This window comes from Terriglobales bacterium (assembly GCA_035624455.1).
In the GTDB taxonomy this organism is placed as follows: Bacteria; Acidobacteriota; Terriglobia; order Terriglobales; family Acidobacteriaceae; genus DASPRM01.
On the sequence record DASPRM010000113.1, the window covers coordinates 1 to 20397 of the forward strand.

Here is a 20397-nt window from a genome sequence, read left to right on the forward strand (position 1 = left end):
CCAGGCCGTACACAATGCCGCCTCCGAGAAGGCAGCCCAGGCCGGCATGGGATCGACCATCGTCGCGGTGCTGGCAGATGGAGCCTTCTTCTCCGTCGGGCATGTCGGCGACAGCCGCATTTATCTCATCCGCGATGGTTCCATCGAGCAGCTCACCAACGATCACTCGCTCGTGATGGAGCAGGTGCGCCTGGGGATGATAACCCTGGCGGAAGCCCGCACCTCGCAGATGCAGAACGTCATCGTGCGCGCCCTGGGGACCGAGCCTTCGGTTCAGCCCGACCTGGATGACCTGGTAGCTGCTCCCGGGGATGTGCTGGTGTTGTGCAGCGATGGCCTCACCCGCCACGTCTCCGATGACAAGATTCTGGAAACCGTCATGTCAGCCTCCGATCTGCAGAAGGCTTGCGACCGGCTGGTAGACGCTGCCCGTGACGGTGGCGGCGAAGACAACATTACTTGTCTGCTACTGCGTTTCGAAGAGCAGCCGTGGTACAAGAAGTGGCTGGACGCGGCCTCTGGAGGAAGTCCGAAATGGCAAAACTCTTTCTGAAGTTTGAACAAGCTACTCTGAAGGAGTACTCGCTTCCCGAGGGCGGCACGCTCACCATCGGGCGGCTGCCGGACAACAACGTTCAAATCGATAACCTTGCCGTCTCCGGCCACCATGCCCGCATTGGCTTCGAGGGCGACCACTTCGTGATTGAGGACAGCAACAGCCTGAATGGGACATTCGTGAATGGCCGACGCATCAGCAAGTCTGCTCTTCGTGACGGGGATGTCGTCCTGGTGGGCAAACATACCATCGCATTTCAGGATGAGGCACGGCGGGCGGAAGTCGCCCTGCCTCCCTTGAATGTGACCCCGCCGGTGCCGCAGCTCGACGCCACGGTGATGCTCGAAACCAAGCAGGCCAAGGAAATGCTGGCGCAAGCTGCTCCCGGCGAGCCGATCGTTTCCCGTTATCCCATTCGCGAACGCATTGCGACTCTTACCGTCATGGAAGGCAAGACCGACCAGTCCCGCTACGTGCTCAGCAGCAAACTGAATGTCATCGGCAAATCGGAGATGGCATCGATCAAGCTGAAGGGCTGGTTTGCTCCGCGCGTGGCAGCGGTCATCAACCACCGCGATGATCGCTACTTCATCGCCGCTTCAGAGAAAGATGTCCGCATCAAAGTAAACGGCGCGGAAGTTGCCGGACAGAAAGAGCTGGCCGAGGGCGATGTCGTGGAAGTGGCCGGGGTGAAGCTCACCTTCGCGTATTCGGAATAAACCTCCATATTGCGAATAAACCCTGTTCTGTCATCCGAGCGCGGGCCGAGCTGTGCCCGGCCCCTCGGCAAGCGCGCTCTTGGCTTGCTGGGGTGGGACACGAGGCTCGAGTCGAAAGACCTTGCGTTTTCTTCTACCCCAAACACTCCAGGGGTGCCTCATGTTAGCCGTCCTTTGGCTAACGTGGGAGGTCTTGGCGCAGCCTCGACAGTTTGCCCGTGGCTAAAGGTTCATCCCCGGCTGCTATATTGATCCCCAGGAGCACGCAACCCTGTCCAGCCCTGCCATCACTTCCGCAGAACTCAGCCTCGCCGCTGCTGCCTGCTGGGGAACAGCCGACTTCAACGGCGGCCTTGCCGCCAAGGGTTCCGATGCCTTTGGCGTGGTGGTTGTCGCACACGGCGCCGGACTGCTGTGCATGCTGGCCTTCGCCCTCGCAACCGGCGAGCCGATTCCGCCGCGCAGCGCACTGCTCTGGGGCGCGGCAGCGGGGCTAGTTGGCGGCATCGGCCTGGCTGCGCTCTATCGCGCTCTGGCCATCGGGCAGATGGGTATCAATGCGCCGGTGGCGGCATTGATCACGGCGGCGCTGCCGGTGCTCGTGAGCTTTCGTACAGAAGGCTTGCCCAGCGTGGTGCAGTTCGCCGGATTTGCACTCGCCTTCGTTGCCATCTGGCTCATCGCTTTGCCATCGGGAGCATTGGGCCGTCCCAAAGGGCTGGGCTTAGCCGTAATAGCGGGACTGGGATTTGGTGGGTTCCTGGTGTTGAGCCGGCAGGCGGCAACGCAGTCGGTCTTCTGGCCACTGGTCATGGCGCGGGCAGCCTCGATGGCATTAATGCTCATCCTGGTCACGGTTCGCGGCCAGCCCTGGAAGCCCAACCGCGCCCTGCTCCGCTACATGCTGGTCGCCGGAATTGTGGACTCCTTCGGCAACGCACTATTCGTTGCAGCCACGCGCCGCGGGCGGCTGGATGTAGCGGCAGTTCTGTCGTCGCTTTATCCCGCCGCAACCGTGCTGCTCGCACGGTTTCTACTGAAGGAGCGTATTTCGCGGCTGCAGACCACAGGAATGGCTGCGGCGCTGATCGCGGTGCCGATGATCGCGGGGCGATAAACTGAACAGATGGAAGTCCATTTGCCTGCCGGAAGAAAACACAAGCTCTTTCGACTCGGACGGGGGCCTATATTCCCCGTCCTCGCTAAAGATGACACTTGAATTGAATACCGATTGTTCCCTACCGCTTTCCCCTTGCAAAGCGGTGGCTGTTACCCTAACCAGTTTCGATTTCCCGGAGAACTCAACATGGACATTCAAACCGTCGGCGTGGTGGGCGCCGGCACTATGGGAAACGGCATTGCCCACGTCTTTGCCAGGTTTGGCTACCGCGTGATTCTTTGCGATGTCGCCGAAAACTTCCTGCAGCGCGGGCTCGACACCATCAGCAAGAATCTGGAGCGCGAGGTTAACAAAAACAAAATCACCGCCGCCGATCGCACGGCTGCGTTGGGCCGCATTCAGCCCACCACCGATCGCGCGAAATTAGCGGGTGTCGACTTCCTGGTGGAAGCGGCGACCGAGAAACTCGAAATCAAGGCGGCTCTGTTCCGCGATCTGGATAGCATCTGCCGGCCGGAAATCATTCTCTCCTCCAATACCTCATCCATTTCGATCACCAAGCTCGCTGCCCAAACCAAGCGGCCCGACAAGGTCATCGGCATGCACTTCTTTAATCCCGTGCCGCTGATGAAGTTGGTGGAGATCATTCGCGGGCTCGCCACCTCGGACGAAACCTTCCAGACGGTGAAGGATCTCGCACAGAGCCTTGAGAAGACGCCCGTAGAAGTCAACGACTACCCGGGATTTGTCTCCAATCGCGTGCTCATGCCGCTCTTGAATGAAGCCATATACACGGTGATGGAAGGCGTAGCCACGCCGGAAGCAGTGGATGAAGTATTCAAGCTGGGCATGGCTCATCCCATCGGTCCGCTGGCGCTGGCGGACTTCATCGGCCTGGACGTCTGCCTCGACATCATGCGCGTGCTCGAGTCCGGCCTGGGTGATCCCAAATATCGTCCTTGTCCGTTGCTCATCAAAATGGTGGATGCAGGCTGGCTGGGCCGCAAGAGCGGCCGTGGCTTTTACAAATACTGATGACCCGGAACGACATTGACGGCGGCCTCTTCATTTTGAGTATCGCTATCGCCCCGGAAAAGCCTCCTGAGTTTGCGATCTTCCGCATCGCTTATTGGCAGACCTGATGACAAGTCATGAATGATTGGGAACCGGATTCACGCGTACTTATGGAAGAAATGACCACCACCGAGGTGCGCGACGCCATTGCCGCAGGCAGAACGACCGTGCTTATTTTCAACGCCAGCACGGAAGCCTCGGGACCACACCTCGCGCTCGGCAAGCACGTTTTCCGCGCGCGTTATCTGGGTGAACGCATCGCGCGCGAACTGGGCAATGCCTTATTGGCTCCAATCATTCCGTTCGCACCAATCAGCGATGAAGCGCGCTTCCCCGGCAGCATCCATCTGCCACCTGCAACCCTCTCAGACGTTAACCAGGCCGTGGCGGACAGCATGATGAAAGCGGGCTTCAAATACATCATCCTGATGGGTGATCATGACGGAAATCAGGCACCGCTCCGGCAACTGGCTGCCAAGCTCGACGGAAGATATCGCGGCCAGGGCGTGCGCGTGTTCTTTTCGGGTGATGCCTACGAAAAATCCAATCGCCAGATCGACGCCTACCTCAGCCAACACGCCTTCCCACCCAGCCGTCATGGAGGTGTGGCCGATACCTCGCTGTTGTGGGCGGTGAATGCGGCCTATGTTCGGTCCGATAAAATCATCGTGGGCTCCCCCCTGCCGCCCGCAGGTAGTCCGCTGGCATTGGGCAGCGTGGGCGTTGAGGGCGACCCGCGGCCGTCTTCGCCAGAGCTAGGCAAAATGTTTCTGGACTGGAAAGTCAACAATGCTGTGGCGGAGATTCGCAACCTGATCGCGTCGGCAATGCCGCTCAAATGATGACGCACACCTCCTCCGATTTCCCCTACTTCGTGTTAGCGCTGATTCTCGGCTCGATTGCCGCCTTCATACACCTGCGCTATCACGATCTGTCCTTGCTGCTGGTGAGCATGTCGGCCATGTTCCTTGGGCTGGCCCGTCCACTACGGCCCTGGCGATGGGCAATGCTGGTGGCTCTCTGTCTTCCCGTGGGGCAAGTGCTTGCCTATCTCACGCGCCAGCAGCCAACCCGCGCCATGGTGTTTGGCTCGTTTATCGGCCTGGTCCCAGCCATCATTTCCGCCTATGGCGGCTCGGTGATGCGCCGTGGCTACGACGTCCTCTTTCCCCGCAAACTCAAGCCCTGATCCTGGGTCCCGCGAAGTTTCCCCCTTCGTTACTGACAAGTTATTCCCGCGCGGAATCTATTCCAGCTATGCTCCTCAAAATGTCTGTATCCGTTACCGTCCTTGCCAGCGGGAGCAGGGGCAACTGTGCGATTGTCAGCAGTTCGCGCACTCGCATTCTGGTGGATGTCGGTCTGTCGGGGCGCGAGACGCTGAAGCGCATGCAGCGGGTGAAAGAAGATCCCAAATCCCTCTCTGCCATTCTTATTTCCCACGAGCATTCTGACCACGTTTATGGCCTCTATACCCTCTCGCGCAGACTGAAAATTCCGGTTTTCATGACTGCGCCTACCCATCAGGCCTGGAAGCGTACCGAGCGTGACAAACGCCAAGATAAGGTCGCTCTGGAGCGCTGCGAGCACTTCCAGTCCGGCCACCGCTTCGAGATCGGCGACATTACGGTCACGCCGTTCACCATTCCTCACGACGCCGTGGACCCGGTGGCGTTCACATTTCGCGCCGAAGGGGTCAAAGTGGGAATCGTCACCGATTTGGGATACATGTCGGCCAACGTGGCGCGCAATATCGATGCCTGTGACCTGCTCATGATCGAATCCAATCACGATCTGGAAATGCTGCGCGTCGGTCCATATCCCTGGGCAGTGAAGCAGCGGGTGATGAGCCGCGTAGGCCATCTCTCCAATGACGCGCTCGCAGATTTCTTCCGCAACGACTATGATGGAAGCGCGGCTTTCGTAGTGCTGGCACATCTCTCCGAGCACAACAATCTTCCACAAATCGCGCTGCGGGCCGCGGAGCAGGCGCTGGTGAACCGGCGCAGCCTGCTGCACAACCGGCTGCTGCTGGCTTCGCAGACCGAGCCCATGGAGGCGTTGACGTTCTAGCGCGCGAGCCGATTCGAGTTGCCCGTAGCGACGCTCTGCCGTCAGTTGGCGAATGAAGACTAGTTGCACAGACAAGGTAGTGGGAGACATCCTGGCGGGCTGGCGTTATGACATTTCCGGGATCACTCCCGAAATGCGCGGGGATTATGAAGCCCACTTTGCGGAGTGTGAGCACTGCCGCAGCCGCAGACGCCTGCACCGCACCATCGACATCTCGCTGATCATCCTGGCAACTGTGTCAGCCGGCGTTTTTCTGCTGGCCTTCGGGGTCATTCGCTATTTCCACCCCAGCCACGCCTTCATCCTGGAAGTGGCATCGCTCTCCGGCTTTGCGCTTTCAGCGTTGATTTGGCTGATCGTGGCCGTGGCTACGCCGGCACCCATGGTAATGGTGGATGCCGCCAGAATCGGGGCGCGCCACGTGCACGATCGCTTGCCACCGCAGGTGCGGGAACGCATCCCGGAAGAGTTGCGAGTGAAGATTTCCGGCCAGCCGTAGGTTTCTTGATTAACCACCAAGGACACGAAGGACCACTAGGGAAAACGAACTCTTAACCACTCAGCGCAAATCCCCCACCAGATCAGTAACCCGGCCGATGTTGTGTTCGAAGCACCAGCTCTCCAGAGCTTCCACCAGCTTCTCCGTGGCACAAGGATCCCAGAAATTCAACGTGCCAACCTGGGTGACGGCGGCGCCAGCCAGCAGGTACTCGACAATGTCCACGGCGGTGCTGATCCCGCCCATGCCGATCACGGGTATGTGGACGGCTCGTGCGGCCTCGTAAACCATACGCAGCGCAATGGGCTTGATGGCCGGACCAGAGAGTCCGCCAGTCACGGTGGAGATCCTCGGCTTCCGCGTTTCGGCATTAATCGCCATCGCCACGAATGTATTCACGAGGGAAATGGCGTCTGCCCCCGCTTCCTCCGCAGCTTTGGCCATCACCGGTATGCTGGTCACGTTCGGCGATAGCTTCACAATGATTGGACGCCGTGAGATTGACTTGCAAGCCGTGACTACCTCCTGCAACATCACCGGATCGCTCCCAAACGTGATTCCCCCCGCCTTGGTGTTCGGACAGGAGACATTCAGCTCATACGCGGCGATTCCCTCTCCGTCGTTGAGGATCTGCGTTACTTCGCGGTAATCCTCGCGTGTGTAACCAAAAACATTCGCAATCACCACGATGTCTTTGCGCTTGCGCAGATGCGGCAATTTGTCCTGCACGAAGGCGCGCGCGCCGATGTTCTGCAAGCCAATCGAGTTCAACATTCCAGCGGCAGTTTCGAACAGCCGCGGCGGCGGGTTGCCGGGCATGGGCTCGCGCGAGAGCCCTTTCACAACGAATCCACCCAGCTTCTCGAGTGCGACAACATCTTCAAACTCCACTCCATAACCGAAGGTGCCGCTGGCCGCGATGATGGGATTCTTGAACAGGATTCCGCAGAGCGACACCCGCAGGTCTGGCTTTGGCTGTGGACCGCGGTGGGGCTTGGCAGGAGTTGAGGAGGAAGTAGTTGTACTCACTTGGTCACCGTTTCGGTTGAGGATATCGAGCTCGGAGATGCAGAACGCACCGCCAGCGCCTCGGTCAGCACGCGTCCAGTGGCGTGCGAAGGCGCGTTGATGCCGAGCAGCGAAGCCAGAGTAACCACCATGTCCACTGGTTCGACGTGCCCGCGGTAAATGCCAGGCTGGAAAGCCAGCCCGAAGAAGAGCAAGGGCACATGAGTATCGTAATTGTAGGGTGAAGCGTGGTCGGTTCCGGTTTTTGAGCCGACAAAATATGGCGCCGGCACGCCTAACAAATACCAGCCGCCATAGGGAGAATAGCTGTGCAGATATTTTCCTCCCCAGCTATCGGGAGGGGCCTCAAAATTCGCCAGCTGAGCGCGCGTAAAGTAGCTGCGCAGACCGGTTTCCTTGAGGGCTTCTCCAGCCGCCCGCTCAGCGTCGCCTTCGTGCAGTTTGGTGTGGGCGAACGCATCCGCCGACAGAAACACGATCGGCCAGTCCACTGCCTCGACGTAATCGGCGCGTCCGAATTTGGCGGCCAGCGCATCATTCAACTGAGTTCGCAGCGCGTTGTTGTCGAGATTAGCGGCCGGTATGCGCAGGCTTTTGGCGTAATCAGGCCTGGCAGAGACACCGTGGTCGGCAGAGAGCGCAATCCAGATATTAGCTAAGCCGATCTGCCTTCCCAGAAAGCCGAAAAACTCTGCCAGCTCATGATCCAGTGCCACTACCATCGCCTGGGTCTCGATCGAATCCGGGCCGACACGATGACCCAGGATGTCATTCGCCGAAAGGCTGATGACAAGCAAATCGGTCGCTGGGCCGTCGCCCAATTTCTCCTGGGTGATGAGCTCGCGGGCAAATTCGAGTTCATAGTCATTGGCGAAGGGAGTGGGACCAATAATGTCGTAGAAGTCTCCCCCTCCTGCAGGCCGTTTGGTGGAGCGCAGGACATCTCCGCCGGGACCTTTCCAATCCAGTTTCCAATACTTGTCGGCGCGGCCGCTGGAGTTGAATTCGCGAACCCAGGCCGGTAGCTCGGAGCGATAGTAGGTGGAAGTGATCCACGCTCCGGTCTTGTGGTCTATCCAGTAGGCAGCGTCAGCGGAAAAGCCTCCGGGCAATATCGCCGCACGATCTTTCAAAGAAACGGCATACACGTGCGACTTCCCTTGAGTCGCCAGCTTCAGTTCATCTCCCAAGGTGTCAGCCAACAGATTGTGAGGTGAAGCACCAGGTGACTTCGGATCGGCAATTCCCACAAGCCGATTGGAGTCATCTTCGACCGATGTGACCATCTTCTTTTTAGCCGGGTCCCACCATTCATTGGACAGGATGCCGTGGCCGTCGGTGTAGGCGCCGGTGAACAAAGTCGCATGACCGGGGGCAGTGCGCGTGTTGGCATAGTCATAATGGCAATTGACGAAGTAAGCGCCACGGTCCATCAGTAGGCGAAAGCCGTTTTCACCAAAACGCTCACGACCGCGCTCAAGGTAATCGCCACGAAACTGATCGATGATGATCACCACAATCAACTTCGGTCGAGCATTGTAGGCGGAAGCGAAAAGGGGAGAGGCCACGAGCGCCATCCATAGGACAGCGATGCGGCGAGCCACACCTGTTGAGATCATTGCAAAGTAGTTTACCCAACCCCTCCAGCGCGACAAAGCGCGACCTCGCTTGCCGGCATTTATAATGCGCAATTCCTCTACTTCAGGCTTTTGCATGAGGGTTTTGGGATGGCGAGACGGGGCAAGGCCCTGGGCAAGATCCTGGCCTACAATCTGCTTGCGTTGGTAGTACTGGCGGCTTTGGCGATTACTTTTACGGTTGGCTGGACCCCTGTATTTGGCCCCAAGGCGCGTCCGGTTAGCAACCGCAGATTCGAAGCCACGCCGTCACGTTTGGAACGCGGCAAGTATCTAGCCGAGACCAGAATGGGCTGCATTGAATGCCACACTCCCAAGCAGGCGAATGTTGAACCCAGCGTCTTCACGGGAAAGCCAGGCTCTGGCGGCGTATTTCTGGATGAAGACAATCTTCGTGTTGTCGCCGCAAACATCACCCCGGATAGGGAAACCGGGATCGGCGCGTGGAGCGATGATGAAATCTCCCGCGCCATTCGCGAGGGAATCTCAAAGGATGGGCATGCGCTGTTCCCCATCATGCCGTATGAAGAATTCCGACGAATGTCAGACGAGGAACTGGCTTCGGTCATTGTCTATATCCGGACCTTGGAGCCGGTGCGATCATCCCTTCCGCCTGACAAGATTCCATTTCCTCTGTCCCGATTGATCAATGCCGCGCCGCAGCCGGTAGATCATCCCGTATCCGAACCTGATATGAACGATCCCATCAAACGGGGTGAGTACATCGCCAACATCAGCTGTATCGGCTGTCACACGCCGGCGAAATCAGGCAAGCCGCTGCCAGGAATGCAGTTTGCCGGCGGCCAGCCATTCACCACTTCTGTCGCCAGCGCCAACATCACTCCCGATCAGAGTGGGATCGCGTACTACGACGAAAAGCTGTTCATGGACGTGATGCGCACCGGGAGAGTGAAAGCCCGCCAACTCCATGTAATGCCTTGGTGGATATTCGCCAAAATGACGGATGACGATCTCAAGGCTACCTACGCCTACCTGCGCACGGTCCAACCGGTGAAACATCGCGTGGACAACACGGAACCTGTGACCGAATGCAAGCTCTGCCGCCATAAGCATGGTGCTGGCGACCAGAACGTCGCTGAAGCTACCCCGCGTCGGCTTAACACCAGCCCCAACAGAATTGCGCAGCTGATGCGGCGCGCCGGTTTGCTACATTAGTTACTTCTATGCTCGATCTTGGTTTTGTGCGCGAGAACCTCGCGCTGGTAGAGGAGAAAATTCGCCAGCGTGGAATTGATGCCGACCAACTCCTCGCCAATTTCCGCGAAATCGATGCCCGCCGGCGTCAAGCTATCACCGAGGCCGAGACGGTGCAGGCTCAGCGTAATCGCGCCTCGCAGGAAGTCGCGCGACTGAAAAAAGAAAAGCAGGATGCCGGCGCCCTGATCGAGGAGACCAAGCACTTGCGCGAACAATCGGAGCAGCTGGCCAAACAGGCGGAACAGGCCGATCACGAGCTCCGCCAGATTCTCGCCAGTCTGCCCAATCTGCCGAATGCCAGCGTGCCGGTGGGCAAGACTTCTGAAGACAATGTCGAGGTTCGGCGCTGGGGGAAGCCTCGCGAGTTTGATTTTCCTCCTAAAGCCCACTGGGACCTGGGGAAAGAACTGGGCGTACTCGACCTGGATCGCGCCGTCAAGCTCTCTGGAGCGCGGTTTGCCGTGTATTGGGATCTGGGCGCGAAGCTCGAACGCGCACTCGCCAACTTCATGCTCGATCTGCACACCCGCGAGCACGGCTATACCGAAGTGTTGCCGCCGTATATGGTCAATCCGGAGTCGATGTTTGGCACCGGTCAGCTGCCCAAGTTCGAACAGGATTCATTCCGCGTTCCCCATGGCGACAAAAACCTCTACCTGATCCCGACTGCAGAAGTGCCCGTCACCAATCTTTTTCGCGAGGAGATTCTCGATGCCACCCGCCTTCCCATTTCGCTGACCGCCTACACTCCCTGCTTTCGCAGCGAAGCTGGATCCTATGGCAAGGATGTGCGCGGCATCATCCGCCAACATCAATTTCAAAAAGTTGAGCTGGTGAAATTCTCCCGTCCGGAAACATCTTACGAGGAGCACGAGAAGCTGACTCACGATGCGGAAACCGTTCTGCAGCGGCTGAATCTGCCTTATCGAGTAATGGTGCTCTGTACCGGCGACATGGGATTCGCTTCGGCGAAGACCTACGATCTGGAGGTCTGGCTGCCGGGGCAGCAGCGGTTTCGCGAGATTTCCTCCTGCTCCAATTGCGAATCGTGGCAGGCACGGCGGGCCAATATCCGCTACAAGCCCGATGCGAAGGGCAAGACGGATTTCGTCCATACGCTTAATGGCAGCGGCCTCGCGGTGGGACGAACCTGGCTGGCAATCCTCGAAAATTATCAACAGAAGGATGGCAGCGTAGTGATTCCTGAGGCGCTGCAGCCGTACGTGGGGACGGACCGGATAACGCGGCGGGCTACGTGAAGGGGTAGACACGGCGCACTGGTCTTCATTCCAAGGGTTGGTCGGAAGATGTTTCTCGTTCGCGTTCAGAACAGCTTGAGCCCTGCCTCGAAGCCATCGCCGTCGGTTCGATTCCACATCACGCGCGTTGTGACCTCGCCCCAGGTGAAAAACACGCTCACCTGCTCCCCAGTTTTCAGTTGCTTGTGCCGGTGCCGAACACGAAGACCAGTGAGGCTGAAGTCCATCAGTTCGGCGCGAATCTCAACCTGGCCCTGGGCTTTTGCGACCACCATGGTGACTTCGCCATCAGCCCCAAAGCGGGGCTCGCGGCGGCGATCAGCAGCCTGAGACCGAGAACCTTGGCGTCGTTCGGCAGGGATCAGCGTAGTGGGCATAGCTGCGACACTGTAACCATTAGCAGGGAGGGTGGCAAAACACCAAGGTAACTTGGCCGCTACCTTGCCCTTGCCCTTCCTACTCCGCCCCCTTGGCTGCTAATGTTTCCACGACCGCTATGTTCCCCAGCAGATTCTGCGGCAGGCCATGCCGGTCTCTCAAGTACTCCGGGCTGTTGTAGGAAACCCAGACCTTCCCCTCGCTGTCTTCCCAGACCAGAATCTTGAGAGGAAGGTCGATAGCCACGCTGGGAGCCGCCAGCATCAGCGGCGTGCCGGCTTTCGGGCTGCCGAAAATCAGCAGCTTGGTGGGAGGCATTTTCATTCCCACCTTTTCCGCTTCTCCGCTGTGGTCAACCAATGCAAATAACGTGACACTTTTGGACTGCAGAATGTTCTTGAGCTTATCTACGGTCTGATCGACTGAGTGGCTGCTCGGTTGGTTAACAATGCCCTTATCGGTTGCTGTCAGCATCTATGCCTCCTCTCTATCTGCGGAATCCGGTTTCCGGAAATATGCGGCGAAATCCCCATCATCACCTTGGCAAAACAATTTCGAGCCTGTCTGCCCTAAGTCTTCCGACCCGAGTCGTTGTCGGGCAGCTTGAGAGTATCGCTGACGATAAGCTCCGCCAGACGCAACCGCCTTACAGTCAGGTCCTGAACTACCAGAGATCTGAATTCGGCTCGGTCGATCACGGCGCGACGCATCGCCAGACGCCTGATTGCTAAAGCACCAACCGCAAGTGCACCCACCGCGAATGCACCCACCGCAACCGCGCCAACGGCCAGTGCACCCATCGAAGTGGCAATCATTGCCACGCCGCGGAAATTCAGAGATTCTGAATTGGCGAGTTTCTTCATCCCTCCCTCTTCTTGGTGCCGAAAATCCAGTTCGTGGTCTTCCCAGCTCCCCAGGCCTCGTCTCGCCAGACACTTACTGGATGGTTTTGAGTGCGATCCAGTTCCAGTTTTAATGAGTATTCCGCTGGTTGCACCGCTGAGGATGAGAATCTAGACTTATCGTAGGCGTATCGCCATTCTTAGTATGCGAGCAATTTGGCAAGCTGTGCGCAAGTACATCTGGTGGACCTACGAGCGAGGGAGTGTGCAATACGATGTCATGGTCACACTCATTCTGCTCTTTATCTTCGTCACCCCGCGCTGGGCGTTTAAGGACAAACCAGTGGAGCGGCGCCCGCATCAGAGCTATGTCGTGGTCTCCAACGACGGAGACAGTGGATTCATTTACGAGATCGATGCCGCGGCGGTACAGGGCAAGAACGATTCCGCCGTCCGCGAAGATCTGTTGCGGGTCATCGAGCCCATTGCCGGCGAGGTGGAAATTTCCAGTTACGAACCCATCCGGGATTTTAGAGGAAACGTTAGTTCCTACAGAGTGCGCGTGCACCGCTGAAAGGCCAAGGTCCAATTCATGAAGATCGGGGCTGTTGCGGAGCAGGCGAAGTCTGCGTACAAAGCGTCTGCCTCCCCGACACCATCTAAAACGCTGATGAAGCATTGGCTCGTCGGTTCGCTCGTCGGCTTGCTCCTGCTGGTGGCCTCGGCTGCCGCGCAGAACGCAACTGATTCGAAATCCTCCCTGGAAAAAGTTCTCAATTCCATGGACCAGGCGGCTGCGGCGTTCAGGAGCGCGCAGGCCGCGTTTGAATGGGATCAGTTCCAGAAAGTGGTCAACGAAACCGACATCCAGAAAGGAACGGTCTATTTCCGCCGTCAGGGTCAGGAAGTGCAGATGGCGGCCGATATCAGCGAACCGGATAAGAAGTATGTCCTGTTCAGCCAGGGCAAGGTGCGGGTTTATCAGCCCAGAATCGAGCAGGTGACCGAATACGATGCCGGAAAAAACAAAGCCGAGTTTGAGAGTTTTCTGGTGTTGGGATTCGGCGGAAGCGGCCACGACCTGCTGCGGTCTTTCGATGTCCAATATATGGGCTCCGAGCAAGCCATGGGCGTGGAAGCGGCTAAGCTGCAGCTGATCCCAAAATCGCAACGGGTACATGGCATGTTCGACCACATCCTGCTGTGGATCGATCCCGCCCGCGGGATCTCGGTGCAACAGCAGTATTTTGAGACTTCCGGCGACTATCGTTTAGCCAAGTACAGCGACATCCGCTTGAACCAGAAGATTGCCGACGAGGTTTTCAAGCTCAAAACTACGGGAAAAACCCGATATGTCCGCCCCCAGGGCTGATTCACGGCGGGAAGGCCCAGAAAATACTCACAACAATAGAGTTTTTATTGCTAGAACCCGGCCAAGCTGATCGCTATACTTAACCCGCGAGGCTAGTTCCGCCGGTCACGCTAGCTTACTGGAGAGTCGGGGAAATTCATGGCTAGGTTGTTAACCCTTCCCGTTCCACCCAATCCCGGTCGCCGCAAACGAGAGCGCAACTCTGATTCCCGCTACGTGGAGGGGCAACGGCTCCTGGTCGAGGCGATGAAATATCTGTTACGGTCCGACCCCGGCGGCAACCGACCTGCGGTCGAACTCCTCTCTGAACACGTGCGCACCCAGTTCCGCATGACCGATTCGCCTTTGAATTCCGGATCAACTCCCTGAGCGGCAACTGCGAAAAACTTCCACTCCGTTCACATTGAGCGAAGGCGCAGCTTTCGTGTCTTAAGCCGCTTCTGCGGCGGGTCGGCGCTTCCAGGCGGCAAACGTAGCCGCCGAAAAAACCAGCACCACCGGATAACACTCCAGCACATATCGCGGTTCCGGATTCGGCATCCACGCAAGAAAAACCGTGCGAATCAGAACGAAACTGATCAGTAGCCATCCGTAGCGTATTGCTTTCCAATGCCGCAGACCGATCAGGGCGGATAGCACGTAAAAGAGATTCATCAGTCCCAGGAAGATCGCCCACGCGGAATCGTGGGGATCGTCGCGCCAGCGCCACCAGTGCCGGTCCAGGGGAAGCATCTCGGTGCGCGGCCGCAGCCATAGGGCCGTGGCGCGCAGAAGCGGCAGCCAAACGTAGTATCGCAGGTAAGAGGCGCGAATTCTGGTGTTCGCCAGCTGATTGAACTGCGCGTCCATCTCCGGGCTCACATCGAAAAGGTCGTTGTATCTGGCGAAAAGGCCCTCGGTCTGGCGCCGCTGTTCGGAATTATCGATGGCTCGCGGGGGGAGATCACGGATCTGGATTTCTTCGGACGGCACCTTGAACCAGATGTCCTCAACCGAGGAGTAGTCGACGATCCAGGTCCGCACCCACTTGTAAAAGCCGTACGGCACGAACTCGTCGGCAGCGCTGGCATACACCGTGGTCAGCGGCTGGAAACGGTGAAAGTCTCTCCAGTTACGCAACGTCCACGGGATAAGCGGGGTGAGCGCGACAGAGGCCAACACTGCTCCCGAGGAAAGAAAGTGAAGGCGGAGGCGCTTATCCCTCGCGCCTGCAAGCCGGATGACGAGATATAAGCCAATGCAGATGAGGACGATCCCACCGTCGGGTCGAAGCAGAATGCCGCAAGCTACGGCGACGCCGCAGGCTGCCCAGGGCGTGAGGCGATCCGCATCCAAAGCCCAGACTGCAAGATCGAGGGCCAGTGCCGCAAAAAATATAGCCAGAGTCTCGGTTAGCGCCACCGCGGCATAGTTGGCAAAGAACGGACAGGACACGGCCAGAATGAACGCTGTTTTGGCGGCGCGCTCGGAGACTACGCGTCGCGTGAGATCGGCGATGACGAAGCAAGTTCCCACATCGCAGAAGATCTGGGTTGCCAGCACCGCCGTGTAATGCTCTTTGCCGAAGATCGCCCAAATGGCGGCCAGGAAAGCGGGATACCCTGGCATGCGGATCCAGGTGGGAATGGGAGACGGAGTACCGGCGAAACCGAAGACGCCCGTTTCGATCCAGTTTTTGGCAATCGCGCCATAAACGAAGGTGTCATTAGTCAGAAGGCGGAAGCGCAACAGGAAAAAAATGCGGAAGACGAAGCCGGCGAGCGCGCCCCAGGCGAACAGGCGGCGGTCGCGGCGTAAGCAGGAAAGCATTCCATTGGTGGGATGCGATGCGGTCAGGTCTTGCATCTAAGCAGTGGGGTAATGCTATACGAAAAGCCTGCCAGAGCTGGTCTCGATTCGTTTGACGCCCCCAAATACCGCCTTTACGATTGAAGAAGCTAACCGAGCATGTCCAAACCCATCTTCTACGACCCACAGCGTAAGCGCTGGCGGCGCTTGCGCCGGGTCATTGACGTGGCCGTCCTGGGGCTGACTCTTCTCGCCGTTTTCTTTGTGGTAACGGTGTTACGGGGAGCGAAGCTCCCGGACCTTCTGCTGCCCGAGCAGAAGCGCCTGTACCATGCGCTCAAGGAGAAGGAGCGGCGGCATACCAAGGTTCTTCCTGCGAGCCGGCGCAAGAGCAAAACTCCGCCCTCACAGGTGGTGCTGAACAATGGCGATGGAATCCGCGCCGCTTATTACGTCACCTGGGATGCGGGCAGCTTTGCTTCGCTCAAAGAATATGTTCATCAGATCGATTTGCTTTATCCCGAGTGGATCCACGCCATTACTCCTGACGGCCGCATTCAGTCCATTACGCAGGAGAACAAATTGTTCGACATCGTGCAGGACAGCACGATCAAGCCGGTCGATGACAAAGTCATGCCGCTGCTGAAATTCGAGAAAGCCGAGACCGAAGTCCTGCCCATGGTGAACAACTTCGATCCCACTCGCAATCTCTGGATTTCAGACATCTCGGCGATGCTGAACAATCCCGCGGCCCGCACACGATTCCGCACCGAGTTGCTTGCCTTTCTGGCCAGCGACAAATTTCGCGGGATCAATCTGGATTTCGAGAGCTTCCCGCTTTCTGCCCAGCCCGGGTACAAGGCTCTGGTAGCGGAGCTCTATAGCGACCTGCATTCCCGCAGCCTCAAGCTGCACATTAGCGTTCCGGTACGCGACAAGGATTTCGATTATGCCTATCTTGCCGCTCACTCCGATGGCCTGGTGCTGATGAATTATGACGAGCACTATTCCGGCGGCGATCCCGGTCCCATAGCTTCCCAGGAGTGGTTCACCGAAAATCTGATAGAAGCCCTCAAGGTCATTCCTCGCGAGAAGATCATCTGCGCCATCGGCAACTATGGGTATGACTGGGCGCAGCCGGCGAAGAAGTCCAGGAACAAAATTCCTGAGGCCACCTCCATCTCCGCGCAGGAAGCCTGGCTGAGCGCTCACGATTCCGAATCCACTATCGACTTCGATTCCGATTTTCTGAATCCGCATTACGCCTACACCGATGACAACAATACTCGCCACGACGTGTGGTTTCTTGACGGTGTAACTGCCTTCAACCAGATGCGTGCTGCGCTCTCTATGGGCATTCAGACGTTTGCCCTGTGGCGTCTGGGTTCGGAAGACCGCTCCATGTGGGCGATCTGGGACTTGCCCTATGCCCCCAACGCTCAGGACAAGCTGAATACGCTGCTGCCCGGACAGGATGTGGACATGGAGGGCAATGGGGAAATCCTGCGCATTGCCACACGGCCGGCAAGTGGCCTGCGCACTATCACAATGAATCCGAAAACGGGTCTGATCTCCGACCAGGAAATCGAGACTTTCGCCACTCCTTACACCATCGACCAATATGGCGCCGCTCCCCGGAAGATTGCGATCACCTTCGACGACGGCCCGGATCCCGAATTCACTCCCAAGATTCTCGATGTTCTGAAACAGAAAAACGTCCGCGCCACCTTCTTCATGATCGGTATGCAGGCGGAGCAGTTCCCCGGGATCGTGGACCGCACCTACCGCGAGGGGCATGAGCTGGGCAATCACACCTGGACGCATCCCGATATCAGCAACATCTCGAAGCGTTATATCCAGCTGGAGATGAACCTGACAGAGCTGTTCTTTGCCAGCAGGCTGGGAGTAAAGCCCATGCTCTTCCGGCCACCTTATTCCATCGATCAGGAGCCGGATACGGCTGACCAGGTGCGGCCGCTGGAGATCGTGCAGGGCATGGGCTACATAACTGTCGGCGATAAGCTCGATCCCAACGATTGGAAAGAGAACCCTCATCGCAGCGCCGACCAGATTGTCAAGGACGTGTTGGATCACCTGCCTCCCTGCCGGCCTGCCGATCTGCGCTGCGGCAACATCCTGCTGCTGCACGATGGTGGCGGAAATCGCACGGAAACGGTAAAGGCTCTGCCGCGCATCATCGATGGCCTGCGCGCCCGCGGTTACGAGCCGGTGCCGGTCTCCGAGTTGCTGGGCAAGACCCGCGATGAAGTCATGCCGCCCATTGCCGCCAATGAGCGCTGGTCGGCCCGCGGCGCCCGCCTGGGATTCATGTTGTTCGGCTTGTTCATGACCACCGTGGTGGTGGTCTTCTATATCGGCGACATCCTGATGAGTGCCCGCCTGCTGTTTGTCGGCGGTTTCGCCATCTATGACCGCTTCCGCACCAGCCGCAGGGACTCGCGGCTGGCAAAGATCGATTTCCAGCCGCCTGTGGCCGTGCTGATCCCCGCTTACAACGAAGAAAAAGTCATCGAGCGCACCGTCCGCGCCGTGCTCATGTCTCACTATCCGCATCTGCGCGCCATCGTGGTGGACGACGGATCCAAAGACAACACCCTGCAAGTGGTGCGCGATTATTTCCAGGCGGAAATTGCGACCGGCAAAGTGCTGGTGCTCTCCAAGCCGAATTCCGGCAAGGCCGACGCACTCAACTATGGCTTGGAGTTTGTCACCGAGGAGATCTTCATAGGCATCGATGCCGATACGGTAATTGCCCGCGATGCCATCACGCGTCTGGTAACGCATTTCCTCGACGCACGCATCGGGGCCGTCGCTGGAAACGCCAAGGTCGGTAATCGCGTGAATCTCTGGACGCGCTGGCAGGCTCTCGAATACATCACCAGCCAGAACTTCGAGCGCCGCGCGCTGAACACTCTGGGCGCAGTGAGCGTCGTGCCCGGAGCTATCGGCGCATGGAGAACTTCCGCCGTGAAAGAAGCTGGCGGGTATCCTCGCGATACCGTTGCCGAAGACGGCGATCTCACCATGGCGCTGCTGGAGAATGGTTATCGCGTCATTTACGAGGATCGCGCCATCGCCTGGACCGAGGCCCCCAGCAGCGCCCGCGGACTGATGCGGCAGCGCTTCCGCTGGTCGTTCGGCATTCTGCAGGCGGTGTGGAAGCATCGTGCTGCGTTCGGTCGCAAGGGAGTGCTGGGGTGGGTGGCACTGCCTAACATCGTCATCTTTCAAATACTGCTGCCGGTAGTCTCGCCCTTCATTGATCTGATGTTTGTCTCCGGCCTGATTGCGTATGGGCTGAATAAGTACTTCCATCCGGAAACAGCGAATCCTGCCAATCTCGAGAAGCTGGTTGCGTTCTTCGTTACTTTTCTTGTGGTGGACTTCATCGCCTCGGTGATCGCTTTCGCGCTGGAGCGGCGCGAGCCCAACGCCAAAGAAGACGTCTGGCTGCTGGCGCACGTCTGGTTGCAGCGGTTCGCCTATCGACAGCTGTTTTCAGTCGTGCTGGTGAAAACCTTGAAGCGCGCCGTGGAAGGCCGCGCCTTCGCCTGGGACAAACTGGAGCGCACGGCAGCCCTTCCCTACGCCAAGGTCGGCACCTGAGCCCCATCGAATATGTGAGATGGGTAATTGCGTGGGAACGGACGTCCCGTCCGTTCAGGTCGGGGCGCAGCCCTGACTGGATTGAAACGCCTGGCAAACGGTCCTCAGACCCGCCCTGGGACGATCCGCTCGCCTTCCTCCACGAACTTCTAGAAAACCGGGCCAATCCGTCCCATGTTAGGAAAATCCTCATTCGATTCCAGTTTCACGTAGCTACTCCGCCTAACCCCTTCCAAAAACTGGATTTCTGCTCTTTAACCCTTTCGCTAAGGCACTGAACCCAAAGTACTTAAGTTTCGTCCCAATTGGTGACTAAAGTGCAAATTTGAGGGACGAATTTCCGGGACAAATGGCCTGGGGACCACCGTTTCCCCTCGATTTTTGCAGGTTCCCGTTTTGGGTTCGCAACTTCCACTCTGTCACAGACAGGAGAGTCTCATGAGACGTTTGCTTCTTGCTCTTAGCGTGGCGATGCTTTTCGCGATCGGCGCCTCCTTGCAGGCGCAGGTCGACACCGGCTGGATCGCCGGAACCGTCACCGACGCGTCGGGTGCAGTCGTTCCCAACGCATCGGTGACCGCAAAAAGTCTTGCTACCGGTGCCGAGCGCACCGTCCAGACCAACTCGTCTGGCCAGTACACCGTCCCCGCCTTGATCCCTGGGCAATACGAAGTCAGCGTAAAGGCCCCGAACTTCGGGGAATTCAAGGCCAAAGCCACCGTCACGGTCGGCGCCCGTTTGACCGTTGATGCCACCCTGGGCGTATCCAAGACGGAAACCGTGGTGGAGGTCGTAGGTGAGGGCGGCACACAGGTCAACACCCAGACCTACGAGCTTTCACAGATCATCACGCCGCAAGAGATTCAGCAGTTGCCCAGCCTGACCCGCAACCCCTATGACTTCGTCGCGGTGGCGGGCAACGTGAGCAGCGGCGACCGCACCACCGGTGATCAGAACACCACCGGCCGCGGCGTCGGCTATGCCATCAATGGTCAGCGCACTTCCGGCACGGAAATTTTGCTGGATGGCGTGGAGAACATCGACTTGTTCACCGCCACCTATGCGCAGTCAATTCCGATCGATGGCGTGCAGGAATTCCGCGTTATTACCAGCAACTACGACGCACAATACGGACGCGCTTCCGGCGGCGTCGTCAACGTCTCCACCAAGTCGGGTACAAATGCGCTGCATGGGTCGGTATGGGAG

General features: G+C 58.2%; 21 protein-coding genes. 15 read left to right on the plus strand and 6 right to left on the minus strand.

Going from position 1 to position 20397, the window contains the following annotated elements; genetic code table 11:
* The 8 genes from VEG30_12415 to VEG30_12450 form a co-directional block, all read left to right on the plus strand.
* On the plus strand, window positions 1-553 hold a 553-nt coding region (locus tag VEG30_12415), incomplete at its 5' end, for a SpoIIE family protein phosphatase (protein HXZ80729.1).
* Window positions 535-1275, plus strand: coding sequence for an FHA domain-containing protein (locus VEG30_12420; GenBank protein ID HXZ80730.1), 741 nt, complete (start codon window positions 535-537; stop codon window positions 1273-1275). The genes VEG30_12415 and VEG30_12420, both read left to right, overlap by 19 nt.
* Window positions 1276-1657: 382 nt before the next feature.
* Window positions 1658-2392, plus strand: coding sequence for a DMT family transporter (locus VEG30_12425; GenBank protein ID HXZ80731.1), 735 nt, complete (start codon window positions 1658-1660; stop codon window positions 2390-2392).
* Between the two features lie 189 nt (window positions 2393-2581).
* On the plus strand, window positions 2582-3430 hold the full coding sequence (locus tag VEG30_12430) for a 3-hydroxybutyryl-CoA dehydrogenase (protein HXZ80732.1): 849 nt from the start codon (window positions 2582-2584) through the stop codon (window positions 3428-3430).
* Window positions 3431-3546: 116 nt separating this feature from the next.
* Entirely contained in the window at window positions 3547-4311 is a 765-nt protein-coding gene (locus tag VEG30_12435; GenBank protein HXZ80733.1) for a creatininase family protein, read from the plus strand.
* Window positions 4308-4658, plus strand: coding sequence for a hypothetical protein (locus VEG30_12440; GenBank protein HXZ80734.1), 351 nt, complete (start codon window positions 4308-4310; stop codon window positions 4656-4658). Before VEG30_12435 ends, VEG30_12440 begins: the two co-directional genes overlap by 4 nt.
* Before the next feature lie 80 nt (window positions 4659-4738).
* Window positions 4739-5542: an MBL fold metallo-hydrolase gene (locus tag VEG30_12445; protein ID HXZ80735.1), complete on the plus strand. Its 804-nt coding sequence runs from the start codon at window positions 4739-4741 to the stop codon at window positions 5540-5542.
* Between the two features lie 52 nt (window positions 5543-5594).
* Window positions 5595-6041 (plus strand): hypothetical protein, encoded by a 447-nt coding sequence (locus tag VEG30_12450; GenBank protein ID HXZ80736.1) that lies wholly within the window; start codon window positions 5595-5597, stop codon window positions 6039-6041.
* Between the two features lie 60 nt (window positions 6042-6101).
* Here the strand turns inward: VEG30_12450 and VEG30_12455 are convergent, their stop codons facing one another.
* Window positions 6102-7070 (minus strand): dihydroorotate dehydrogenase, encoded by a 969-nt coding sequence (locus tag VEG30_12455; GenBank protein ID HXZ80737.1) that lies wholly within the window; start codon window positions 7068-7070, stop codon window positions 6102-6104.
* Window positions 7067-8638: an alkaline phosphatase family protein gene (locus tag VEG30_12460; GenBank protein ID HXZ80738.1), complete on the minus strand. Its 1572-nt coding sequence runs from the start codon at window positions 8636-8638 to the stop codon at window positions 7067-7069. Before VEG30_12460 ends, VEG30_12455 begins: the two co-directional genes overlap by 4 nt.
* Before the next feature lie 159 nt (window positions 8639-8797).
* Here VEG30_12460 and VEG30_12465 point away from each other — a divergent pair, with 159 nt between their 5' ends.
* Window positions 8798-9883 carry a cytochrome c gene (locus VEG30_12465; GenBank protein HXZ80739.1) on the plus strand — a complete coding sequence of 362 codons (1086 nt, stop codon included), beginning with the start codon at window positions 8798-8800 and terminating at the stop codon, window positions 9881-9883.
* An 8-nt stretch (window positions 9884-9891) separates the two neighbouring features.
* Window positions 9892-11184: a serine--tRNA ligase gene (gene serS / locus VEG30_12470; protein ID HXZ80740.1), complete on the plus strand. Its 1293-nt coding sequence runs from the start codon at window positions 9892-9894 to the stop codon at window positions 11182-11184.
* Window positions 11185-11249: 65 nt separating this feature from the next.
* Here the strand turns inward: serS and VEG30_12475 are convergent, their stop codons facing one another.
* From VEG30_12475 to VEG30_12485, 3 genes are all read right to left on the minus strand, one after another.
* Window positions 11250-11561, minus strand: coding sequence for a PilZ domain-containing protein (locus VEG30_12475; protein ID HXZ80741.1), 312 nt, complete (start codon window positions 11559-11561; stop codon window positions 11250-11252).
* Window positions 11562-11640: 79 nt separating this feature from the next.
* Complete coding sequence (locus VEG30_12480) at window positions 11641-12036, minus strand: DUF302 domain-containing protein (protein HXZ80742.1); 396 nt, start codon at window positions 12034-12036, stop codon at window positions 11641-11643.
* Between the two features lie 95 nt (window positions 12037-12131).
* Window positions 12132-12425 (minus strand): hypothetical protein, encoded by a 294-nt coding sequence (locus VEG30_12485; protein HXZ80743.1) that lies wholly within the window; start codon window positions 12423-12425, stop codon window positions 12132-12134.
* Window positions 12426-12609: 184 nt separating this feature from the next.
* Here VEG30_12485 and VEG30_12490 point away from each other — a divergent pair, with 184 nt between their 5' ends.
* The 3 genes from VEG30_12490 (at window position 12610) to VEG30_12500 (ending at window position 14145) form a co-directional block, all read left to right on the plus strand.
* The gene (locus tag VEG30_12490; protein ID HXZ80744.1) at window positions 12610-12978 is read left to right on the plus strand and encodes a hypothetical protein; all 369 of its coding nucleotides are present in this window, start codon (window positions 12610-12612) and stop codon (window positions 12976-12978) included.
* An 18-nt stretch (window positions 12979-12996) separates the two neighbouring features.
* On the plus strand, window positions 12997-13776 hold the full coding sequence (locus VEG30_12495; GenBank protein ID HXZ80745.1) for an outer membrane lipoprotein carrier protein LolA: 780 nt from the start codon (window positions 12997-12999) through the stop codon (window positions 13774-13776).
* A gap of 138 nt (window positions 13777-13914) precedes the next feature.
* Window positions 13915-14145: a hypothetical protein gene (locus VEG30_12500; GenBank protein ID HXZ80746.1), complete on the plus strand. Its 231-nt coding sequence runs from the start codon at window positions 13915-13917 to the stop codon at window positions 14143-14145.
* 60 nt (window positions 14146-14205) lie between these two features.
* On the opposite strand, the gene VEG30_12505 is transcribed toward VEG30_12500, so the two are convergent.
* Entirely contained in the window at window positions 14206-15621 is a 1416-nt protein-coding gene (locus tag VEG30_12505) for a glycosyltransferase family 39 protein (protein HXZ80747.1), read from the minus strand.
* Window positions 15622-15723: 102 nt separating this feature from the next.
* Here VEG30_12505 and VEG30_12510 point away from each other — a divergent pair, with 102 nt between their 5' ends.
* Both VEG30_12510 and VEG30_12515 read left to right on the plus strand, forming a co-directional pair.
* Window positions 15724-19191, plus strand: a complete 3468-nt coding sequence (locus VEG30_12510) for a glycosyltransferase (GenBank protein ID HXZ80748.1) — start codon at window positions 15724-15726, stop codon at window positions 19189-19191.
* Window positions 19192-19629: 438 nt separating this feature from the next.
* Window positions 19630-20397 (plus strand): carboxypeptidase regulatory-like domain-containing protein (locus tag VEG30_12515; GenBank protein ID HXZ80749.1); only part of this gene is annotated, 768 nt, incomplete at its 3' end.

Excerpts from the sequence above, each read along its gene's own strand:
- VEG30_12420 (HXZ80730.1), top strand. The coding sequence starts at position 535 with ATGGCAAAACTCTTTCTGAAGTTTGAACAAGCTACTCTGAAGGAGTAC.
- VEG30_12430 (HXZ80732.1), top strand. The coding sequence starts at position 2,582 with ATGGACATTCAAACCGTCGGCGTGGTGGGCGCCGGCACTATGGGAAAC.
- VEG30_12435 (HXZ80733.1), top strand. The coding sequence starts at position 3,547 with ATGAATGATTGGGAACCGGATTCACGCGTACTTATGGAAGAAATGACC.
- VEG30_12440 (HXZ80734.1), top strand. The coding sequence starts at position 4,308 with ATGATGACGCACACCTCCTCCGATTTCCCCTACTTCGTGTTAGCGCTG.
- VEG30_12445 (HXZ80735.1), top strand. The coding sequence starts at position 4,739 with ATGTCTGTATCCGTTACCGTCCTTGCCAGCGGGAGCAGGGGCAACTGT.
- VEG30_12450 (HXZ80736.1), top strand. The coding sequence starts at position 5,595 with ATGAAGACTAGTTGCACAGACAAGGTAGTGGGAGACATCCTGGCGGGC.
- VEG30_12465 (HXZ80739.1), top strand. The coding sequence starts at position 8,798 with ATGGCGAGACGGGGCAAGGCCCTGGGCAAGATCCTGGCCTACAATCTG.
- serS (HXZ80740.1), top strand. The coding sequence starts at position 9,892 with ATGCTCGATCTTGGTTTTGTGCGCGAGAACCTCGCGCTGGTAGAGGAG.
- VEG30_12475 (HXZ80741.1), bottom strand. The coding sequence starts at position 11,561 with ATGCCCACTACGCTGATCCCTGCCGAACGACGCCAAGGTTCTCGGTCT.
- VEG30_12480 (HXZ80742.1), bottom strand. The coding sequence starts at position 12,036 with ATGCTGACAGCAACCGATAAGGGCATTGTTAACCAACCGAGCAGCCAC.
- VEG30_12485 (HXZ80743.1), bottom strand. The coding sequence starts at position 12,425 with ATGAAGAAACTCGCCAATTCAGAATCTCTGAATTTCCGCGGCGTGGCA.
- VEG30_12490 (HXZ80744.1), top strand. The coding sequence starts at position 12,610 with ATGCGAGCAATTTGGCAAGCTGTGCGCAAGTACATCTGGTGGACCTAC.
- VEG30_12495 (HXZ80745.1), top strand. The coding sequence starts at position 12,997 with ATGAAGATCGGGGCTGTTGCGGAGCAGGCGAAGTCTGCGTACAAAGCG.
- VEG30_12500 (HXZ80746.1), top strand. The coding sequence starts at position 13,915 with ATGGCTAGGTTGTTAACCCTTCCCGTTCCACCCAATCCCGGTCGCCGC.
- VEG30_12505 (HXZ80747.1), bottom strand. The coding sequence starts at position 15,621 with ATGCAAGACCTGACCGCATCGCATCCCACCAATGGAATGCTTTCCTGC.
- VEG30_12510 (HXZ80748.1), top strand. The coding sequence starts at position 15,724 with ATGTCCAAACCCATCTTCTACGACCCACAGCGTAAGCGCTGGCGGCGC.